Origin of the sequence: Sporocytophaga myxococcoides (assembly GCF_000775915.1) — a bacterium.
GTDB classification, from domain to species: domain Bacteria; phylum Bacteroidota; class Bacteroidia; order Cytophagales; family Cytophagaceae; genus Sporocytophaga; species Sporocytophaga myxococcoides_A.
In genome coordinates this window covers 192344-212131 of the sequence record NZ_BBLT01000008.1, presented here as the reverse complement: position 1 = coordinate 212131, position 19788 = coordinate 192344, and the positions used below count along the sequence as shown (strand labels likewise).

Below are 19788 nucleotides of genomic sequence, written 5' to 3'. Positions count from 1 at the left end.
AATGAACGTAAAACAGCATACCATCAAGAGTCCCGTATCTATTTCAGGAGTAGGATTACATACAGGAGTAAAAGTTAACATGACTTTTGTACCTGCGCCCCCCAATCACGGGATTGTTTTTCAAAGGGTTGATCTTGAAAACCAACCTATTGTTGAAGCAGACGTCGACTATGTAGTTGACCTATCAAGAGGAACCACAATTGAAAAAAATGGAGCAAGAGTAAGTACAGTAGAGCATACGCTTGCTGCACTTATGGGATTGCAGATCGATAATGTTCTCATCCAGATTGACGGTCCTGAAACCCCGATTATGGATGGCAGCTCTCAGCCTTTTGTGGAAGCACTGGAAACTGTTGGTTTTCAGGAGCAAAATGCATTAAGAAACTTTTTTGAAGTTCCGCACAGCATCTTCTATAAAGATAATGAAAAGAACATAGAAATTGCAGCTCTTCCACTTGATGATTATAGAGTTACCGTAATGGTAGACTATAATTCTCCGGTTTTGGGAAGTCAGCATGCTTCTCTTACGAATATCAACCAGTTTTCTAAAGAAATTGCATCCTGTAGAACTTTCTGTTTCCTTCATGAGCTGGAAATGCTTCAGAAGCAAAACCTTATCAAAGGTGGAGACCTGAACAATGCCATTGTAATTGTTGACAGAGTTGTACAAGATCATGAGCTGGAGCACCTTGCAAAATTATTTAACAAGCAAAAAGTTGAGGTTAAGAAAGAAGGCATTCTTAATAATCTTGAATTACGTTATAAAAATGAACCGGCAAGACATAAGCTGCTTGATGTAATCGGAGATCTTGCTCTTGTAGGTAGACCTTTAAAAGCTCAGATTCTTGCAGCCCGTCCAGGGCATGCTGCTAACGTAGCATTTGCAAAAAAAATTAAGAAAATCATGAAAGAGGCATCTAAGAATCAGATTCCTCATTATGATCCGAATATGCCTCCGGTACTTGATGTAAATCAAATATATAAGGCCTTACCTCACAGATATCCGTTCAAGCTTGTTGATAAAATATTTTATCTGGACGAGACAACGGTAGCAGGTATCAAAAACGTAACCATCAATGAGCCATTTTTTCAGGGACACTTCCCTGGAAACCCTGTAATGCCAGGTGTAATGCAAATTGAAGCAATGGTTCAAACTGGAGGAATTTTAGTATTAAATACAGTACCGGATCCTGACAACTATTGGACCTACTTCCTAAGTATAGAAAGCTGTAGGTTCAAGAGATTTGTAGTACCCGGAGATCAGATAATATTTAAGTGCGAGTTATTGGCTCCTATAAAAAGAGGAATTGCTAAAATGCAAGGGCAGGCATTTGTTGGTAATAATCTGGTTTGTGAAGCAGTAATGTCTGCTAGTATTGTAAGGAAAGACACAGGAAAATCCCTATGAATCAACCTTTAGCTTATATACATCCTCAGGCAAAAATTGCCAGAAATGTTGTTATTGAGCCATTTTCGACAATTCATAAAAATGTTGAAATAGATGAAGGAACCTGGATTGGTCCAAATGTGACCATCATGGAAGGTGCCAGAATCGGAAAAAACGTTAAAATTTATCCGGGAGCTGTTATCTCTGCTCCCCCTCAGGATCTTAAATTCTCAGGAGAAGAAACAACTGCTATCATTGGCGACAACTGTGTCATAAGAGAGTGTGTGACTGTCAATAGAGGTACTATAGAAAAATACAAAACCGAAGTTGGTAAAAACTGCCTTCTAATGGCATATGTGCATGTAGCTCATGATTGTATCATAGGTAATAATTGTATTCTGGCCAATTCGGTTCAGCTAGCAGGTCATGTAACTGTTGATGATTATGCTATAGTTGGCGGATCCAGCGCAGTTCACCAATTTGTAAGAATTGGAGCACATGCTATGATATCAGGAGGTTCGCTGGTAAGAAAAGATATACCTCCCTACACCAAGGCTGCCAGAGAACCGTTAAGCTACTGTGGTATTAACTCCATTGGTCTTAGAAGAAGAGGTTTCAGTAACGACAAGATCAACGAAATACAGGAAATATACAGAACGGTATATCTGAGAGGATATAACAATTCAAAAGCACTGGATCATATTGAAGTGAACTTTACTTCTTCGAAAGAGAAAGATGAGATTGTAAATTTCATTCGCAGCTCAGATAGAGGTATTATGAAAGGGTTCAGTCAGTAAAACATGAATATTATCGCTGAAAATTTAGGCAAGAGATTTGACCGGAATTGGCTTTTCAGAAATCTTAACCTGAATTTTCAGCAAAATAAATCCTATGCCATTACCGGCAGAAATGGCTCCGGAAAATCCACTTTAATTCAAATACTTGCCGGACTTACTTCCCCGAATGAAGGAAAAGTAAAATATTTTTCAAATAACACAGAATTTTCTCCTGAGCATCTTTATCAAAAACTCACATTTACAGCTCCCTACCAGGACTTAATAGAAGAATTAACCTTAGGTGAAATAATAAATTTTCATCTCACATTTAAGAAATTTAAGAATAATCTTTCCCAAAAGGATTTTATTCAGATACTGGGGCTCGAAAAATCATCCGAGAAAAAACTGACATACTTTTCATCAGGGATGAGGCAAAGAGTAAAGCTTGGCTTTGCAATGTATACTGAATCGGAAATTCTGTTCTTGGATGAACCTACTGTGAATCTTGATTCAGCAGGAATAAACTGGTATAAAACTGAAATTATCCAAAACATAAAGGATAGAATTGTGATTATCTGTTCAAATCAACCTTATGAATACGACTTTTGTCACGAAATCATCAAGGTTGAGGATTTTCATAAATCCTGAAAATTTGGAACAAGACAGATACTCAAAATTTGTAAAGAGAAATGAAGAAACCTTTTGGATGATTGCATTGCTGCAATTGGCCATCTTCTTCTTTGTATTATTTCTTCCTTCATTAAACAGGGAGGATTTAAATGAACTACTTACCTGGATTTGTCCCTCTTTTTTGTTCAGTTTCCTTATTGCATCCAGACTATATTACTATTCCAGAGTAAAAAATCTGCTTCATGAAAATACGAGATTTAAAGTAAGATCCTTTTTAAGATTAAGCTTCAGAAAATGGCTTATTATCCTTTTCGGAAATTTCCTTTGTCTATTTTCCTACATTCTAAATCAAGATCCGACATTCTTATTCCTCTTCGGAATAGGTCTTTCCTCCTACCTCTTTGCCAAACCTTCAGTACTGAGAATGACTAAGGATTTCAGAATAACTGCATCTGAAGTCCAGCCTCGAGAAAGCAGAATGGCCTTTTTCATTCCATCTCAAATTATTGCCATTGCCATTTCTGCTTATTTCTTTAAGGAAATTGCTTTTGCATATAAAGAAGGACAAGACAAGGATTTGGCTTTGTTAATTGAAAACTGTGTATCAGAAAGCGGACTGGAAAACTATTACCCTTCCGAAACAAAAAATTACTGCGAGTGCACCTGCTCTAAAATCATGGAGAGATATTCGAACGAAGAAGTCCAAGAACACAATAAACTTCCAGCTTCTCAACGAAATTATATTTACAAAGAAATTACAGACAGATGCTTTGTTGAAAACTTCAGACATGTTTTGGCAGATACTTTAACTAAAAAATCTTACCGTAAATCAAAGGCTAAATAGTTAAATACGTATTTAGGTTTCGCATAAAACAAAAGTCGGACAACATGAGCTGTCCGACTTTAATATATCATCTTAGACAATTTATCTTATTTTACTATTGCTCTTAATGTCTGTGCTTTCCCATTCTGAATCAATCTGATCATATGCATCCCTTTATTATCAAGTTCCACAGGAGTTTCAGGTGTATAAGCATTGTTTTCGTAAATCAATTGCCCTAGTCCATTATAAATTTTAAGATCATATACCCCCTTTCCTGAAATTACAATTTTTCCCTCTGAAGGGTTAGGATATACGGATGATAATTCTTCTACAACATTATTGATACCCGTGACGATTTCAGCTTTTATCTCCTCTTTTTCTCCTGCCTCATTGGAAGTCAGATACAATCCTGATGCCAATACTGCATTTCCTGCACTGCGCGCAGCTGGAAATGTTATAGTACAGCTTACAGTAACTCCTTTTGAAGCTTTTTCGGAGTAATATACAGTTATCTGATTGGTATTGATCCCAGAAACGATCTCTCCACCCCAGACAAACCACGAATATGTTGCACCAGGATAAATACTTGGCGCTGTAAATATGTAATAACCTTTACCCATATTGAATGCATTCTGCCAGGTAATATCAAAGTCACGGTTTAATACCCGAATCTTGAACGAAGAACTATCCTCATTACACTCGGAATTGGTAGCCAGAACATAATAATCTCCCGGGGAAAGATCATTACCCGTAACTATGTTTTCATACTTATCATCTGTAAAGTAGCTAAATTCTGTACCAATATGATTCGTATTATAATCAAGATAAATTTCTTTCAGTACATTTTTATGAAAGACATTATTAAACCCGTAATAATCTCCATCAATCATATATACTAAAGTACTTCCATAGCTGTCTTTAGACATAATAACATCCGTAGTCATCAATTTTGTAGGCACTTTAGGCACGAAATTATAGAAGTATTTATTACATATCCCTAGATCTATATTAGGCTGATAGCGAATTTCTATCTTTGGAAATTTAGTTGACTTGCTTTCCCACATTGTAGATAAATCAATAGCTGCAGGATCTACAGGCAAGATGTCGTTAGGTTTTGCATTATCGCTCTTATCCAGAAAAGACATATCAGCCAACTCCTCTTCAGTAGCTACATGCCCATCCAGATAAACATAAGGTCTGATATCTAAAACTTCATCAAGACAAATGGATGGCATGTTTCTAAGTTCTAAACTGTGACAAGGACTTTCATCGACCTTCACATACATTTCTTTAGAATGAATATCATCAGCTGAGCAAATAGCATAACTTAATCTCATTCGATAGATCCCTTTTCCAAGGGTAGTCCAGTCTGTAAGGTTCTTAACAGCAGTTTCAGGATTTACACCGTCATATAAAAACAATCGATCGTGAAAGTCTTCAGTATCTTTTCCTGTGCCCCAGTACTCTATATTAGTAAGAAAATCCTTCAAGTAATTTACTTTAGCTCCTTTCTCAACAATGTACTTTAAAGTATCCTTTGTAAAGTATCTGGTGGGAGGTATTATAATATTGAGAAATATGGCAATACCATTGCGACCATTAAAAGGTGTATTCTTTTTATTAATATATATAGTTTCGTAATCGCTGTACTTGAATGCTTCTGTGATTTCGGTTTCAGTTATAACAGAACCATTTAACTGGAGGATTCTATACATACTTACGTCATCATTGGGATCATTAAGATCTCTTATTCCACATTGAGTATATATATCCTCAAGAGTGATCAAAGTGTCAGCACAGGAGGACATTCGATTTCCATTATCAGCAGTAACAAAAGCACCTGAAGTCTGCGCTAAAACCATACCACCAAACAATACTTTGGCAATGGATAATAGTAGTCGTTTTCTCATAGTTTATTAAGGGGTTTGATAATTAAAAATTTCCTTCAAAAAAGTGAAGTGATCTTCTTTTTACGATAATAAAGATCAAGGGTTCAATTTATTATAAAAGCGATCTTTTACCTAATATCAGCAGAGAATTACGAGTTATAAACAATTATTCCCTTTACGTTTATAAAAAATTTGACTATAACTATAGATCATGAATATCTAAAAAATTTACTCCATGAGGAATGTGCTATTCAAATGCCTTATCAAACAAACTCAAGTTCAGCTGTTCAATTATATTTAATAATAATTAAAAATCAATCATTCGCACAACTCGAACAAAAGCTAAAAACGGACGAAAATCAGATTTTTCTTATCTAGGAGAAAAGTGACAAAACGAGATTAAATAGATTAATATGAAATCGATGTATAATTGATTTTATAACTGGATTTAAGTCACTAATCCTAAAAGACAAATAACTTTTTGAAAATATATCCTTGATTTATTGCAGGTTTCAAAAACTTATCTAACTTTGCTACTCACCATAGCTGGTTGAACATAAAAACACCCCCAACGTTTTTTGACCTTCTCAGACGGAGAAGGTTTTTTTTTGAATTTACATCTCTCAAGTATAAATTATACTTCATTCTGCATAACCTGGCACCAAAACAATTGTCTGAATTCCACTTCAGGTTTTATCTTTACTAGTAATTATCTATTCAAAGTATGTCAAGTACTTTTCATAACCACCCTTATCCAATAGAAGGTCATATATAGCAACTTAAATATTTACAGTTGTGAATATATCAAATAGGCACATAAAAAAAAGACCCGCCTTTCGGCAGGTCTTTTTTATTTTATCAGGCTTACTTATTACTGTTTTACAACAGATTTAATAAGGTTTCCTGACTCTGACTGAATATGTACAAAATACATACCTTTATTCAGATTTGACATTTCAACATTTAAAGTATTCTCATTGGCAGCTTCAAACACAACTCTTCCAAGCATGTCAACAAGCTTCACTGATTTGCTACCATCAACCTTAGTTATATCAATAACAAGATTGTCAGTTGCAGGGTTTGGATAGATTTCAACCATGCTGTTTAATATACTATTGATAGAAGTAACGCTTGCTACTACAACATCAACATCAGAAGTTACAGCAGTGCATGGAGCAGTTCCAGCAACTGTATATCTGAAAGTATATGTACCAATAGTAGTTAAACCACTTACATTTACATTTGCTGAATTGGCAGAAGGACTAAAAGATACATTTACTCCGGAAGGAGAAACAAGACTCCATGTTCCAACAGCAGAACCTGATCCTGAAAGAGATGCAGTAGGTCCGACAATAGAAGTCTGAGATGGACCAGCACTTGAAGTAGGACTGGCGGTAACGGTAACAGCGATAGGTGTTCTTGAACTCTCACATGATCCAACTTTTTGAGAAACATAGTAAGTAGTAGCCCCTGCAGTAGCGGTAGATGGCACTGTAGCTGTGGTGCTTGCTATTCCTCCTGTCTGATTTGTTCCATACCACTGTAGATCCATTCCTGTCAGAGCAGTAGCTTTCAATGCAGCTGCTGTAGTACCCTCGCAAAGAGCAGGTGCTGCTGTAGCTGTTGGTGCCACCGGAGTACAAATATCTGATCCTGCTGCAGCATTACCTAGAGACATACCAGTGAAAGAGATCTTTTGATCTGTAAACGCTTTTGGCTGATAACTAGGATCGCCTGTGTCTGTTGAATTCACCACTATAATAATAACAGACTCTACTTTTGAATAATCAAATTTTGAATTGTCAAGATCAATTACAGAGCCGCTTGCAGTCACTGCATTTTTGAAATCAAACTCAAAGGTTATATTATCACCAGGTCTCAAAGAACCTGGCCCTACCTGATCATCTGTATGAGCAGGAGTTTGTCCTACCTGTGTAATATGGTTTTTGTTAAAACCAATTTCATATCTGTATGAAGCTCCAGTTTTCCAATCATTTCTAATTTGACCGTTATTTACAACAAGCTTATTAAAAGATAGTATTTTTCCATTTATATCTCTTAACTGAAATTTAATTTCCAGATTAGTAGTATTTGTTGTCGGAGCACTTACATTCATTTTGAAGAATGCATTAGTTCTTAAATCAAGGGTGTAAGGCGTTTTAGTGCCATTGCAATAATCCCCAAAACTGAAACCTATTGCATCATAACCATTCTGAGGTTGTGAAAGGGTATAAGTCAGTTTTCCATCTCCGGTTCTTGATTTTGTAGCTACAAAAGGAGTGCTAGCGTTCACATCTTGCCACCAGAAAATACCAGCAGAAGTGCTTTTAGTTGGGGCTGAGCAATCTTTACCTCCAGTAAGTTCGTTATACTCAATAGCTGTTTCAAACATATCAACTACACCAGTGGTTGCAATATTGGAAGCTCCCACTATAGTTACATGCACTGGCGCAGATGTAGCAACAACAGTATTGTTAGCGTCATAAACTTTAGCCGTTATAACATGAGTTCCGCTAGTTAATGTTGAAGTCGTAAAGCCGTAAGGAAATGAATTGTCAGAATTCAATAAAGTAGCTCCATCATAAAACTCTACTTTTGAAATAGTACCGGAAGAAATGGTAGCTGTTGCAGAAAAAGTAATAGATTCCTCTAAATCATAAGTCTTATTGTTCTCAGGAGCTGTAATGATTACATCTGCAGATACAATGTTTGAACCCGGTTTCCACCAGTTACCAGTGAGCATAAACAAAGTAACAGTACGCAATGTCGCACTGAAGTAAGCTTCATTATTTCCTAAGCCAACAACGTTGTGGTAACATGCGTTCAATGAAGATTGATTAGCAGCGTTGGTTCCCATTACTGCCAGTGCATAGGTACTAAATGTACCATTTTTATATTGACCGTTAGCCGGGCTGGAGGCACTTGTAGATAAAGGACCTTTTAAGTTACTCTCCTGACCTTTCAGCCAGTTAGTCATTTTAACGCAAATATCTGCTCCTGTGGTTGCCACACTCGGGCCATTCCAGAGCACGTCATTGGCCATTCTCCAAGGGTTTCTGCAAGATTCGAAACCATATTCATTTGGGCCATTACAGCCATTAGGTTGAGCGTTGCTTCCTGCCCAGTTACTCACCAGTCCTGTAGAAGAGTTACGGTTGGTCAACAAAAACTGGTTGGCAGTTGTAGTAGCACTGTTCCAGAAACTTGCCTGATTGCTTTCAATTTTTGCAAACTCTCTGAAATATGCAGGAGCCATATAGCTTGGGTTTCTACAGTCATTCCCGGTTCCCCACGCATCTCCATTAAGTACCTGCTTGGAATCAGGATGCATTTCTTTCTCTCTTATAATTCTTATTAAATTTTGAGCTTGCGTTTTATAATTTCCGCTTGGCCATTGGTCAGCAGCGACAATCAGAGCCATAGCAGCATCTAATTCAGCATCAGTTGCTCCATTGTATTGATCAGTATTATTACATCCATTTATTTTCCAGTTCATGACACCATTTCCATTCTTATATGAATTGTAATATTGCCATAATCCGTCAAACAAGGCTTTATCTCCAGCATATGCTGACAAAAGCATACCATATGCAATACCTTCGGATACAGTAAACTGTGTTTGGTCAAATTTTACTCTGTAACCTTTACCTGAACATGCTTCTACAAAGTTAGACTTCCATGCATTGTAAGCATCTGCTGCAGCCTGAGACTTACCATATTCCCCTCCGCTTGGCAAATTGTCAGGCATAATTCCATAGGGGTAGCTGGAATTGGAGTTGAATTTTTTTGCCGGATTACCCGAATTAATTTGAGCCTTTGCGCTTAGCAAGGTGCAAACCAGTAAAATCACTAAGTAGTATTTTTTCATAGGTTATTATAATTTTTTTAAGCTAAGTAAAATGCTAAGATATATTTATATCACAAAAAACACAAAATTTATTTGAAAAATACCAAAACGAAAAAGATATAAAATTGTTTAAATTTTATATCTTTTTAATCTAATTTTCATCACAGACTATTTGGTAATCAAAAGGAACAATCCAAATAGAGAAGATTCTCCGAAAGTAAAATTCAGATATAATTAATTTTAAAAATTTCTTTAATATTGGTTAATTTCTCCAAAACAATATTCCGTTAGAATATTTATTTGGTATTGACTAGCTTTCCATCTTTTGAATAATACAATTTCACTTTCTTTTTCTTTTTTTCCACTTCTATAATATAAAGTTTTTCCCCCTCCTTTTTTTTAAATTCTTCAGTGTCTTCTAACTTCCATTTGGCATATTCAGAATGAGAAAACGCTTTTTTCACATCAGGAGGCATATCTTCCAGTTTTATATCTATTTCAGTTCCTATATAGGAACCATCGGGACGAAATATTGCTTCCATCTCGATACCTTTATTCATAAATTCTGCTTCATAGACATTTTCTTTTTTTTCCAACTCCCATTCATAGACAAACATGTTAGGATACAGTTCATAAAAACTATTTCTGACTGCAACAGGTACATCATTCTCAGACAGCTCTTGCCCGATGGCAGATAAACTCATAAAATACATAAGACTTAGTGTGATTAATATTTGCGATTTCATATCTTTATTATATCTGTTTGTTCTTCCTAATTCACGTTCAATCAAACTTCTATTATTCTACTCATAAACCATAAGATTAATAATCAATTACTTGTCCAGATATGATGCAAGTTTAGTAAGGTCTTGCTTCATTAGTGTAATGTTTGCTTGCAGCTGATCAAGCATTCTCGCTCTGGCTTTAAGAGTTTCAGAAGTATACTGTCCTCCTTTACCAAAAAATAATGCTACCATATTTTGGTTGTGCTTGTTTTCTTTTTTTTCCCATTCATAAATAGCCTTCCAGCCTTTTAAAATCTGAACTCTAAGCGATGGTTCTTCAGGTTTATCGGGATTGTAATAATTGAAATAATACCATACATGTGCGGGAAAAAGCAAAGAAGTCTCTTTTCCATTCCATATTTCCTCCAGGTGATTTCTAGGGTGATAGAATTCTAATTTCGGTTTTGATGTAAAAATCATAAAGCCCAATACAGCTTCAGCAATACCACCTCCAACTTGTATTACATGTTCCATATTTGAGTTATCACTGGTAGCAAATAAAATCCCTGAGGTAATTGTTGCAATTGCACCAACACTTATAGCTGCCACTGTAAACTTTGTTTCTCTGTCATCTTCTCTTTTTTTGAGATAATAAGAAATCTGATCTGCCCTTTCTTCTTCACAATCAATTTCAGAAGCTACTGCTGATATCTCAAGAGAAGCACGTTGAATGGCATTGGCAAGCCTTCTGTCTAAATCCAGTATACTTACTTTATTCTCAATACTGGGGGTAGAATTATATTTTTTTTCAGCATCAACATATTCTGAAAGCAATTCTATTATTCCAATGGCATTTGCTATTTTCAAACCTTCTTCCGAAAACCTTCCTAAAAGTGCTGTATCCAAATTAAGGTTATAAAAGGGCTCTGGGAAGTCTTCTACTGAGTAGTTATAAAGATTCTGCTGATTACAGTTGGAACTTAGCTCTTGAATAGAAGATATTCTTGAACTTTTGCACGAAACGAAAACAAGAATAGGAATAACAATTCCTAAATATTTAAATATTTGTTTAACTCCCTTTGAATGCATATAGAAGGAAACCGGTCTTTCATTAAATTGAAAAATGTAATTATGTTTTAAAAATAAAATTCAATTCTGGAAAAAATTTAGAAATTTCCTTAATATGGGACTTAGTAGGGATAAAAATAATAATAAAACAGACCTGTTATTCAATTATCGAAAAATGAGGTATAGAACCACCAAATACAACAGTTTCCTGACAATTAAACAAACAGGTCGTTTTTATTTAATAAACCGGTAATCTACAAATCAAACTGATGATTGAACCACCAAATGCATTCAGTAATGAATTGAAATTTCCTGGTTATATCTAAAGAAATCAGATCTTTCGGACAGTTTGATTTTGCCCATCCAAATACTCTACCAAATTGATAGACAAATTAATATATATTAAAGAGCCATTGCAAGGCTTTTTATATCTTTTCGCGAAGATTACCTAAAAAGAAAAAAAAATCCAACATTGGAATATTCCTTATGCTGGATTTTTAATGGGTCATAAATAAATGAGACTGTACTTAATCTAATCAGTCAATTTCAGTATTTTTTCTTCCGTTGACCAATTTCCTTATTCTCCATTTAAAAAAGCTAAAGTAAATACTAGGTAAGACAATTGGAATTAGAAGAAGGCAAGTCAACAATCCTCCTATAATTACAGTTGCCAATGGCCTTTGAATATCTGATCCTATACCATGACTAGTGGCTGCGGGAACTAGTCCAATGAGTGCTACCGTGATCATCATCAGAATGGGTTTAATCTGAACCAGGGAAATTGATATTATCCTAATTCTAAGATCTTTCAGGTCAGTATATGCGAAAGACAAATCCTTTAACTCTCGGTTGTAAGAGGAGACGAGCAATACCCCTGCCATAATAGCTACACCAAATAACGATACAAAACCTACGCCAGCGGAAACATTAAAGTAATAATCTCTCACCCAAAGAGCAGCAAGGCCACCGAGTATTCCAATTGGCAGACTAAGAATTGTAATCAGCATACTGACAGCATCCTTGTAAAGAATAAACAATAGCAGACCTATCAGTAACAAGGTAAATGGAATAGTGTAGGACAATTGACTAGTGACTCTGTCGAGGTTTTCAAATTGGCCACCCAATGCCGTTTTGAACTTCCTGGGCAGCTTCATTGATTTTATTTTTTGGGCTACTTCCTTGGCAAAGCCCCCTTGATCCCTTCCTCTTATATTGGCCCTAACTGTAATAATCCTTTTTCCCTCAACCCTGTAAATGTTTGTTTGACCGTCTACCATACGGATATCTGCCAGTTCACTCATTGGTATCTGACTTCCGGTGATAGAAGGCACCAACATTTTCTTCACGTCCTCTATTGAACTTCTGCTTTCCGGAAGGAACCTTATAACAAGATCGAATCTTTGGGTTCCTTCATAAACTGTGCTTATTGTTTTACCTCCAATTGCGGCTTCTATCATAAGCTGAATATCACTAACATTTATACCATATCTGGCAGCATTCTCTCTGTTAATATTTACAACAATCTGCCCTTGAGGCCCTTCCTGCTCAATACCTACATCGCTCGCTCCGGGTATTTTTTTAATAATAGCCTTTATTCTGTCTCCTACACTTCTTATCTCTGTAAGATTTTCTCCAGCTATAGTCACGGCAAGATCAGCTGCGCTGCCATTTACTACCTCTGTCACCTGGTCTATAATCGGCTGGCCAAATGCAAAATAAGCTCCTGGAAATGCCGCTTTAAGTTCGCTCTTTAGCTTTAAAACAAGTTCAGCTTTTGAAGTATCATTTACCCATTCATTATAAGGGTTTAGATTGATGAGAATTTCAGTCCTGTTAGCACCGAATGGATCTGTACCTTCATCGTTTCTTCCGGTTTGCGTAAGTATACTTTTAACTTGATTGTGTTTTGATATAATCTTTCTTATTTCAGGAGCAAGCTTTGCACTTTTATGTATTGAAATCCCACTTGGTAAATTACATCTGAAAAATATCGATCCCTCATCAAGAGGAGGCAAAAACTCAGTACCAGTGCGAACTGCAAGTAAACCAATTCCAGTGATGATCAGGAAGATTAAAAAAAAACCAAAATTTGGTATTTGCATTGTTCTGATCAGAACTAATTCATAAGGATTAATTTTCTTTAATGAAGCAATTGCTTTATTACCTAAATCAGCCAAAGGCGAGAGTATATTTTTTCTGGTATTATAAAAACCATCTCCAACTTCTTCAAACTTCTTTTTATAAATAAAGGAGATCAACACCGGGACCACTGTAATAGAACAGATGAATGAACCCAGAATTGCGAAAGAAATTGTAAAGGCCATTGGAGAAAAAAGCTTTCCTTCTATTCTTTGCATTGCAAACAAAGGTGTGTATGCTATGATAATAATAGCAACAGAAAAGAATAACTCCTTTCCAATCTCCTGAGCAGAGTGAGTTGTGAAATTATAAATCCCGTTTTTTCTATCTCCTACAGGAGCAGACTTTATTGACCTTACCAAGTGTTCCACCATAATACAAGCACCGTCAACTATAATTCCGAAATCTATAGCACCAAGCGAAAGAAGGTTAGCTGGAATGCCGGTTATCTTCATCATAATAAATGAAAATAGTAATGCTACAGGAATAGTAACAGCTACAACCAAAGCAGAGCTAAAGCTTCCCAAAAATACAACCAGTATTATTACCACTATTGTGATACCTTCAATCAGTGTATGAGATACTGTTTCCAATGTAAAATCTATCAGATTAGATCTGTCATATATCACATGAATCTCAACTCCTTCGGGCAAATCATTACTGATTACTTCGTTGAGTTTTTCCTTCAGTCTTTTCAAGGTTTCTTTGGTATCTTCTCCCCTCTTTAATAACACGATGCCTTCAGTACCAGAATTTTCACGAATCCCTTCAGCAGGAATAGAATATCCCAATATACCCGAAGGATAAGGAGGCCCGATCTCAATACTGGCAACATCTTCCAGAAATATCGGAACACCTCCGGAGGATGAGATGACTATTTTCTTAAGATCACGAACATTTGCAACAGCACCAATACCTCTGACAGCAAAGCCTTGTTCCCCTCTTTCAATAATATTACCTCCCGTATTCAGGTTATTATCTTCAACGGATGAAATAAGATTTTTTAACGTAAGATTATATTTCTTTAACCTCTCCGGACTGGTCAGAACCTGGTATTGCTTCAGAGGACCTCCGAATGAGCTGATATCAGCGATACCGACTGTTTGTAACAACTTAGGAATGATTACCCAGTCATTAAGAGTTTTGAGATCCATGGGGGTATAATTCTCATTTCCCCGGACCACATATCTCAGAATTTCCCCTGTTGGAGAAGATAGCGGCCCTAACTCAGGTGTTACCCCAGGTGGGAGCTGAGCATTCTTAAGCTTTTCAGAAACATATTGTCTGGCAAAAAAATCTTCAACATTGTCATCAAAGGTAAGCTGAACAACAGACAATCCAAAGATGGTTCTGGACCTTCTGAATATTACGCCTGGCACACTATTAAGACTCCTTTCAATGGGCATAGTTACCTGCTGCTCGACCTCCTCAGCTGCCCGTCCCTGATACTGTGTTATGATTACAACATTGGTATCCGAAATATCTGGATAGGCTTCTATCCTGAGAATAGTGTATACATAAATTCCACCGATGATGACAGCAAGAATTCCGGCAATAGGCACCCACCTGTTTTTGATTGAAAATGCAATAAGTTTTGAAATCATTCTATCAGTTAATTAAAAGCCAAAACTTAAACCTTTCAATAACATTGCACCCTCATAAACAATGGAATCGCCTTCTTCTACTCCATCGAGCAGAATAATATCTTCTCCCATTTCATTTTCAGCAATGACTTCCTTGCGCTTAATTATGCTTTTGTTTTTAACAAAAACATAGTTTCTTCCTTCAACAGATATAACAGATGAAACAGGTACTGATAAAGAGTTTTCTTCTTCGATAGGAAATTTTACTTTAGCATACATCCCTGGTTTAAATCTTTCATTGTGATTGGCAAGAGTGATCCTCACCTTTGCCGTACGGGTCTGCCTATCGAGTACATCACCTACTGCAGTAATCTTTCCAGAAAATCTCTCTCCTGGATAAGATGTGAAAAGCACAGTGCAGGATTTACCATTTTTTAGACTTCCGATAATACTTTCAGGTACATTGGAAATGAGCCAGATATTTCCAGGAGGAATGTCAGTCATTGTAATAGGGTCGAATCCACGCATACGTAATTGTCCTTCTTTCTCGGCCATTTCCGTGGCAGCGTCGGTAAGACCGGTTTCTGCCTGCTTAAGTTCTGTGCCTGTTGCTGCCTTGTGATCATACATATCCCTTACTCTTTGCAAGTAATCCGAATCTCTCTTATAATGAGCTATGCTTTGCAAATATTCTGTGTAAAGCCGGTTGAGCTCTTCATCATCAAACAGAATAATGGTATGTGCTTCTTTCAGTCTAGGTTTCAGAATACTGGCAACAACTGTAGCCGGAGCCATATACTCACTATTAAGAGGTTTTTTCTTCGCTACGATAGTTTTAAAAACAGCATTCTCACTTTTCAGAACTATGACCTGTCCGTTATCCTGAACAACAGGATCTAGAAAATCACTATTGCTTGTTTTCTCCTCATCCTTCTTACAAGAAACAAACAGTAGGATTATGATTATATAAATAAAGTTTTTATAATCTAACATATACTGATGATATTACATTGTTAATTTATCTAATAATGACGACACATACAGTAATTCAATCTGACTTCTTTTCAGATCGTATTGGGCCTGATTGTGTATAAGCATGGCATCATAAAAAGTTCTCTGCGCTTCCAGAAAATCAATGATAGTGGTGTTGCCCTTCAGATAAGCATACCTGACGATTTCAAGGACCTCCTTAGATTGATCCAGAATCAACTGAACCTGGATTACATTGTCCTTTTTCTGAAGATAGGTACTATAGCTATTTCTCAATTCTACAGTCACTTGAAGTATCAGTGCCTCAAAAGCTGTTTCAGTCTTTAGCTTCATTACTTTGGCTTTTTGAATTTCACCTTGGTTCCTGTCAAAAAATGGAATAGGCAAGGTGAGGTAAGTTCCATAATAACCTACTGAGTTCTGAGGATTGTATATACCACCTGCTTCTACATTAGGCATAGCATATGCCTTCTGAAGTTTTTCGTTGACTTTACTCAGCTCCTTTTCATAATTCAAGGCAGCAACATCAGGTCTTTTCTCAAAAGCCATCTTCAGCATAGTATCCAATGGTTCAATGAATGTTTCAGAAAATAAGCTATCAGAAGCTTCAATTTCAATAGAATCGCTGGTACCTAAAAATATCTCAAGCGTCTTAAGCTCATTAAGATAGGTTCTCATAGTGTTGCGCTCCTGCAATGAATATTGCTCGAACAGAATTTTAGTTCTTATAAGTTCTGAAGGAGTGATTACTTCATTTTTCAGCCTTACTTTATTAATATGAACCAGTGTATCGATATTGGCTTTTACCGTCTCAAGCAGATCCAGATTCTTTTTATAAAGCCATAGTTCGAGGTATTTGAGAGAAACGTTTAATAGTAGATTACGCTCAGTCTCCTGAATGTTTTTTTTAGTGATAAAGGAGTTCACCTCCGCATATTCTATTTTATAATTTCTTTTGTGAAATGTCTGAAACTGCTTGGTAAATTGATACCATACCTGTCTGCTGGAAGCATTAAAATAGCCTCCCCTTTCCGGGAATGGACTGTTTCTTGCAGCACCTATCTGAAGAAACTGATTATTAAATACGGGATTTGGTCTAAGTCCTGCAGAAACAATATCTGCATTTGCTATTGAGGAATCATAAACAACAGTTTTCAGAAAGAGGTTATTTTTTCTCGATAAACTTAAAGCCTCTTTAAATGAAACCTTTGTTTGAGCAAATACAGAATGAACGCATAGAACAAAAACCAGATAAATGTTTTTCATTCTAATGGAATAATTTTAAAGAAGTAATAAAAGGGATTTTTGTTTTCTGAAAGAGATTCAGAAAAATGACTATTAGGAAAGTACAAGTAGGGAAATGTATCGGGGCACTCCTTTCCTGTATGAAATAAATTTTAGTTCTCGTGAATGATCTAAAAGACTTTTACTATCAGTTAGATCTTTTGGAAATAAAAAATCTGTGTCTAAAAAAGGGAGTAACAAAAAGTAAATCTTTGCAAAAGAAACTACCTCTTCTTCCGGTGAAATCTGATAATCATATTCATCATCATCCTCATCCTCCGGATTTGAATCTGGCATTCCGAAAATATCTTCAAAGATTAATTCAGTAACGGAATTAATCTCTTCTTTTTCCTGATTCTTAACACCCGAAAAGGAAGAAAACTCCGGAAACAAGAGGCTTGAATTCAGAATAAGAATTACAAAAAGATATTTCAGTATTTGAAAATTCATTTTAATTATTCAAAATTATCAATTTTCTGAAATATAAAATCCGTTTTTTAACAAAGTCTTCAAAAAACTTAGTTAAAATCAATTGTGAATTATTTTTCTCCTGGAATAATATTCAATTATTCTTTATGCATCCCCAAACAATGAGATGTAGTTCAAGTTTTAATTTATGGTTATAATCCCTCTGGTTCTGCCTTTTGGTAATATTGTTGGTAAGTATTTTAAGGCTGAATAATTCATCTCCTTAGGTTCTTTAAGACTATTCTGCCACACGGCAATTACTTTCAAAGAATCCTGCAAAAACAGTTTCTTCGTTGCACTTCTTTGTATTTTACCATTGAATGTTTTGGGAATGGAAGAAGGGATAGTAAGGCAAATCATGTAAGGGTCTATACCATTCATAATAAAAACCTCACTTCGAATTTTCCCCAAAAGCTCTTCTACATTTATTTTATTTATTGAATCTTTGGAAACTTCCTGAACTATAACCAGTACTTCTTTATTCTCCCGGGTTATAGTAAAAGCTGCGCAACATCCTTTTCTTAAAGCAGGATGACTGTGATATACACCATGTTCAATATAATGAGGATAATGAAATGTATCATTTATCACAATCAGATCATCTAACCTTCCAGTAAAGAATAATTCACCATTTTTGATAAACCCAAGATCCCCTGTTTTTAGAAATTTGATACCATTGTAAAGATGTTCTCTTGAAAATTCTACATTGTGATAAAAGTTTAAACCAAAGCCCGGATCAGCAATTAATACTTCTCCGACAGATCCATCTTCAAGTTTTTGGGCACTTTTGGGATCAATGATTATTACCTGGTAGTGCTTCCGGCTATTACCATAACTGATCAGTTTAAGGCTATCATTCTCAAGATTTGTTTCCACAGCAATATGGTTTCTGAAAAGCCTTTTACTGAAGCTGCGTGTTGTTACTCCTTTTCCCATACTTCCAACAGATAGCAATGAGGTGGCCTCTGTTAGCCCGTATACAGGTACAAAAGCTTTGGGAGAAAATCCACAAATAGAGAATTTATTGGTGAACCTTTCCAGAGTTTCCTGCATTACAGAATCTCCTCCATTAAATGCCACCTTCCAATGCTTTAAATCAAGCTCAGAAAGTTGTTCATCCTTGATTTTATGACAACACAGTTCAAAAGCAAAATTTGGCCCACCGCTAACAACTACACCTTTTCCTTTGAGGTTGCTTATTTCTTTCAGCCAGGTAAAAGGTTTTTTAATAAATGTTAATGGAGCCATCAATGTTGTTTGTATACCTGAATATACAGGAACTGTAACTCCGCTTATAACCCCCATATCGTGATATGGATGAAGCCAGTTTATTACATGCGTTTCACTGTTTACATCAAAGGCATTGATAAACTGCAAGGAATTGAGGTAGAGGTTTCGATGTGTTACTTCTATCCTTTTAGGAAAGCCTGTAGTTCCTGATGTATAATGTATCAATGCTACCTGATTGCTGCTATAAGAATCTTGTTTTCTTTTTCTGAAAACGCCGTTAGACTTAATTATATCTGAAGGTATCCATAAGAGATCATAGAGGATTTTAAGTTTTCTGTTTTTTTCTATTTCAGCTGAATTTTGCATTCTGTTTTTTGCCTCAAAGTCATCCAATTTGGAAAGGACGGAATTTGTGCATAGTACAAGGTCCGGATTACAATCGTCTGCAATTGTAATGAGACGATCTATATCTTCGCTCTCAGGGGGATAAGCCAGAACCGGTATAATATCGGCATAAAGACAAGCAAAAAATGCGACAATAAAATCAAGGCCTGAAGGATATAACAGCAAAGCCTTATCTCCTGAAACGGTCCTTTCTTTTAGGACAAATGCAAGTGTTTTTGCTTTTCTTCCCAAATCTTTATAGGTCAGAGAAAGAGAACCTTCCTTTACTTCATTAAGAAATGTGAATGCTATAAAATTTGGTTTTGAAGTAATCAGAGAATCAAGCTTATCCGTGAGAAAAATATAATCTTTTGCCGTCGTTTCCATATCATTTCACTTTATTGACTTTTCAAAAGTAGAGACGACAAAAAGTAAAATCCATACGGCAAAATAAGGATTTTAAAAATATCCCGTTTTACGGGAGGGAAGCTTAAAGTTGTAAGTCTTAAGTTGAAAGTTAAAAGTAAAAAAGCAACAGCTAGGGCAATGGGATTACATTTCACAA

General features: G+C 36.0%; 13 protein-coding genes. 4 read left to right on the top strand and 9 right to left on the bottom strand.

What is annotated here, in order from left to right; genetic code table 11:
- Position 1: 1 nt before the first annotated feature.
- The 4 genes from MYP_RS18310 to MYP_RS18295 are packed head-to-tail and all read left to right on the top strand — an operon-like array spanning position 2 to position 3637.
- Entirely contained in the window at positions 2-1408 is a 1407-nt protein-coding gene (locus MYP_RS18310; protein ID WP_045466655.1) for a bifunctional UDP-3-O-[3-hydroxymyristoyl] N-acetylglucosamine deacetylase/3-hydroxyacyl-ACP dehydratase, read from the top strand.
- Positions 1405-2184, top strand: a complete 780-nt coding sequence (lpxA, locus tag MYP_RS18305; protein ID WP_045466653.1) for an acyl-ACP--UDP-N-acetylglucosamine O-acyltransferase — start codon at positions 1405-1407, stop codon at positions 2182-2184. The genes MYP_RS18310 and lpxA overlap by 4 nt, the downstream gene beginning before the upstream one ends.
- Before the next feature lie 3 nt (positions 2185-2187).
- Positions 2188-2811 (top strand): ABC transporter ATP-binding protein, encoded by a 624-nt coding sequence (locus tag MYP_RS18300; RefSeq protein WP_045466651.1) that lies wholly within the window; start codon positions 2188-2190, stop codon positions 2809-2811.
- Between the two features lie 4 nt (positions 2812-2815).
- On the top strand, positions 2816-3637 hold the full coding sequence (locus tag MYP_RS18295; RefSeq protein ID WP_156140721.1) for a hypothetical protein: 822 nt from the start codon (positions 2816-2818) through the stop codon (positions 3635-3637).
- An 86-nt stretch (positions 3638-3723) separates the two neighbouring features.
- Here the strand turns inward: MYP_RS18295 and MYP_RS18290 are convergent, their stop codons facing one another.
- The 9 genes from MYP_RS18290 to MYP_RS18240 all read right to left on the bottom strand — a co-directional run bounded on the left by MYP_RS18290 (position 3724) and on the right by MYP_RS18240 (position 19610).
- Positions 3724-5526, bottom strand: a complete 1803-nt coding sequence (locus tag MYP_RS18290) for a T9SS type A sorting domain-containing protein (protein ID WP_045466647.1) — start codon at positions 5524-5526, stop codon at positions 3724-3726.
- 850 nt (positions 5527-6376) lie between these two features.
- Positions 6377-9373 carry a glycosyl hydrolase family 8 gene (locus MYP_RS25375; protein ID WP_052430334.1) on the bottom strand — a complete coding sequence of 999 codons (2997 nt, stop codon included), beginning with the start codon at positions 9371-9373 and terminating at the stop codon, positions 6377-6379.
- 275 nt (positions 9374-9648) lie between these two features.
- On the bottom strand, positions 9649-10098 hold the full coding sequence (locus tag MYP_RS18270) for a PepSY-like domain-containing protein (RefSeq protein WP_156140720.1): 450 nt from the start codon (positions 10096-10098) through the stop codon (positions 9649-9651).
- An 87-nt stretch (positions 10099-10185) separates the two neighbouring features.
- Entirely contained in the window at positions 10186-11166 is a 981-nt protein-coding gene (locus MYP_RS18265) for a hypothetical protein (RefSeq protein WP_045466642.1), read from the bottom strand.
- Between the two features lie 515 nt (positions 11167-11681).
- Positions 11682-14888 (bottom strand): efflux RND transporter permease subunit, encoded by a 3207-nt coding sequence (locus MYP_RS18260; protein ID WP_045466639.1) that lies wholly within the window; start codon positions 14886-14888, stop codon positions 11682-11684.
- A gap of 12 nt (positions 14889-14900) precedes the next feature.
- Positions 14901-15860 carry an efflux RND transporter periplasmic adaptor subunit gene (locus tag MYP_RS18255; protein WP_052430332.1) on the bottom strand — a complete coding sequence of 320 codons (960 nt, stop codon included), beginning with the start codon at positions 15858-15860 and terminating at the stop codon, positions 14901-14903.
- Between the two features lie 12 nt (positions 15861-15872).
- The gene (locus tag MYP_RS18250; RefSeq protein ID WP_045466636.1) at positions 15873-17123 is read right to left on the bottom strand and encodes a TolC family protein; all 1251 of its coding nucleotides are present in this window, start codon (positions 17121-17123) and stop codon (positions 15873-15875) included.
- Between the two features lie 72 nt (positions 17124-17195).
- A complete protein-coding gene (locus MYP_RS18245; protein WP_045466633.1) occupies positions 17196-17591 on the bottom strand; it encodes a hypothetical protein in 396 nt (131 codons plus the stop codon).
- A gap of 159 nt (positions 17592-17750) precedes the next feature.
- Positions 17751-19610 (bottom strand): fatty acyl-AMP ligase, encoded by a 1860-nt coding sequence (locus MYP_RS18240; protein ID WP_045466630.1) that lies wholly within the window; start codon positions 19608-19610, stop codon positions 17751-17753.
- Positions 19611-19788: the final 178 nt, after the last annotated feature.

Excerpts from the sequence above, each read along its gene's own strand:
- MYP_RS18310 (WP_045466655.1), top strand. The coding sequence starts at position 2 with ATGAACGTAAAACAGCATACCATCAAGAGTCCCGTATCTATTTCAGGA.
- MYP_RS18265 (WP_045466642.1), bottom strand. The coding sequence starts at position 11,166 with ATGCATTCAAAGGGAGTTAAACAAATATTTAAATATTTAGGAATTGTT.
- MYP_RS18245 (WP_045466633.1), bottom strand. The coding sequence starts at position 17,591 with ATGAATTTTCAAATACTGAAATATCTTTTTGTAATTCTTATTCTGAAT.
- MYP_RS18250 (WP_045466636.1), bottom strand. The coding sequence starts at position 17,123 with ATGAAAAACATTTATCTGGTTTTTGTTCTATGCGTTCATTCTGTATTT.
- MYP_RS18260 (WP_045466639.1), bottom strand. The coding sequence starts at position 14,888 with ATGATTTCAAAACTTATTGCATTTTCAATCAAAAACAGGTGGGTGCCT.
- MYP_RS18270 (WP_156140720.1), bottom strand. The coding sequence starts at position 10,098 with ATGAAATCGCAAATATTAATCACACTAAGTCTTATGTATTTTATGAGT.
- MYP_RS18300 (WP_045466651.1), top strand. The coding sequence starts at position 2,188 with ATGAATATTATCGCTGAAAATTTAGGCAAGAGATTTGACCGGAATTGG.
- MYP_RS25375 (WP_052430334.1), bottom strand. The coding sequence starts at position 9,373 with ATGAAAAAATACTACTTAGTGATTTTACTGGTTTGCACCTTGCTAAGC.
- lpxA (WP_045466653.1), top strand. The coding sequence starts at position 1,405 with ATGAATCAACCTTTAGCTTATATACATCCTCAGGCAAAAATTGCCAGA.
- MYP_RS18240 (WP_045466630.1), bottom strand. The coding sequence starts at position 19,610 with ATGGAAACGACGGCAAAAGATTATATTTTTCTCACGGATAAGCTTGAT.
- MYP_RS18290 (WP_045466647.1), bottom strand. The coding sequence starts at position 5,526 with ATGAGAAAACGACTACTATTATCCATTGCCAAAGTATTGTTTGGTGGT.
- MYP_RS18255 (WP_052430332.1), bottom strand. The coding sequence starts at position 15,860 with ATGTTAGATTATAAAAACTTTATTTATATAATCATAATCCTACTGTTT.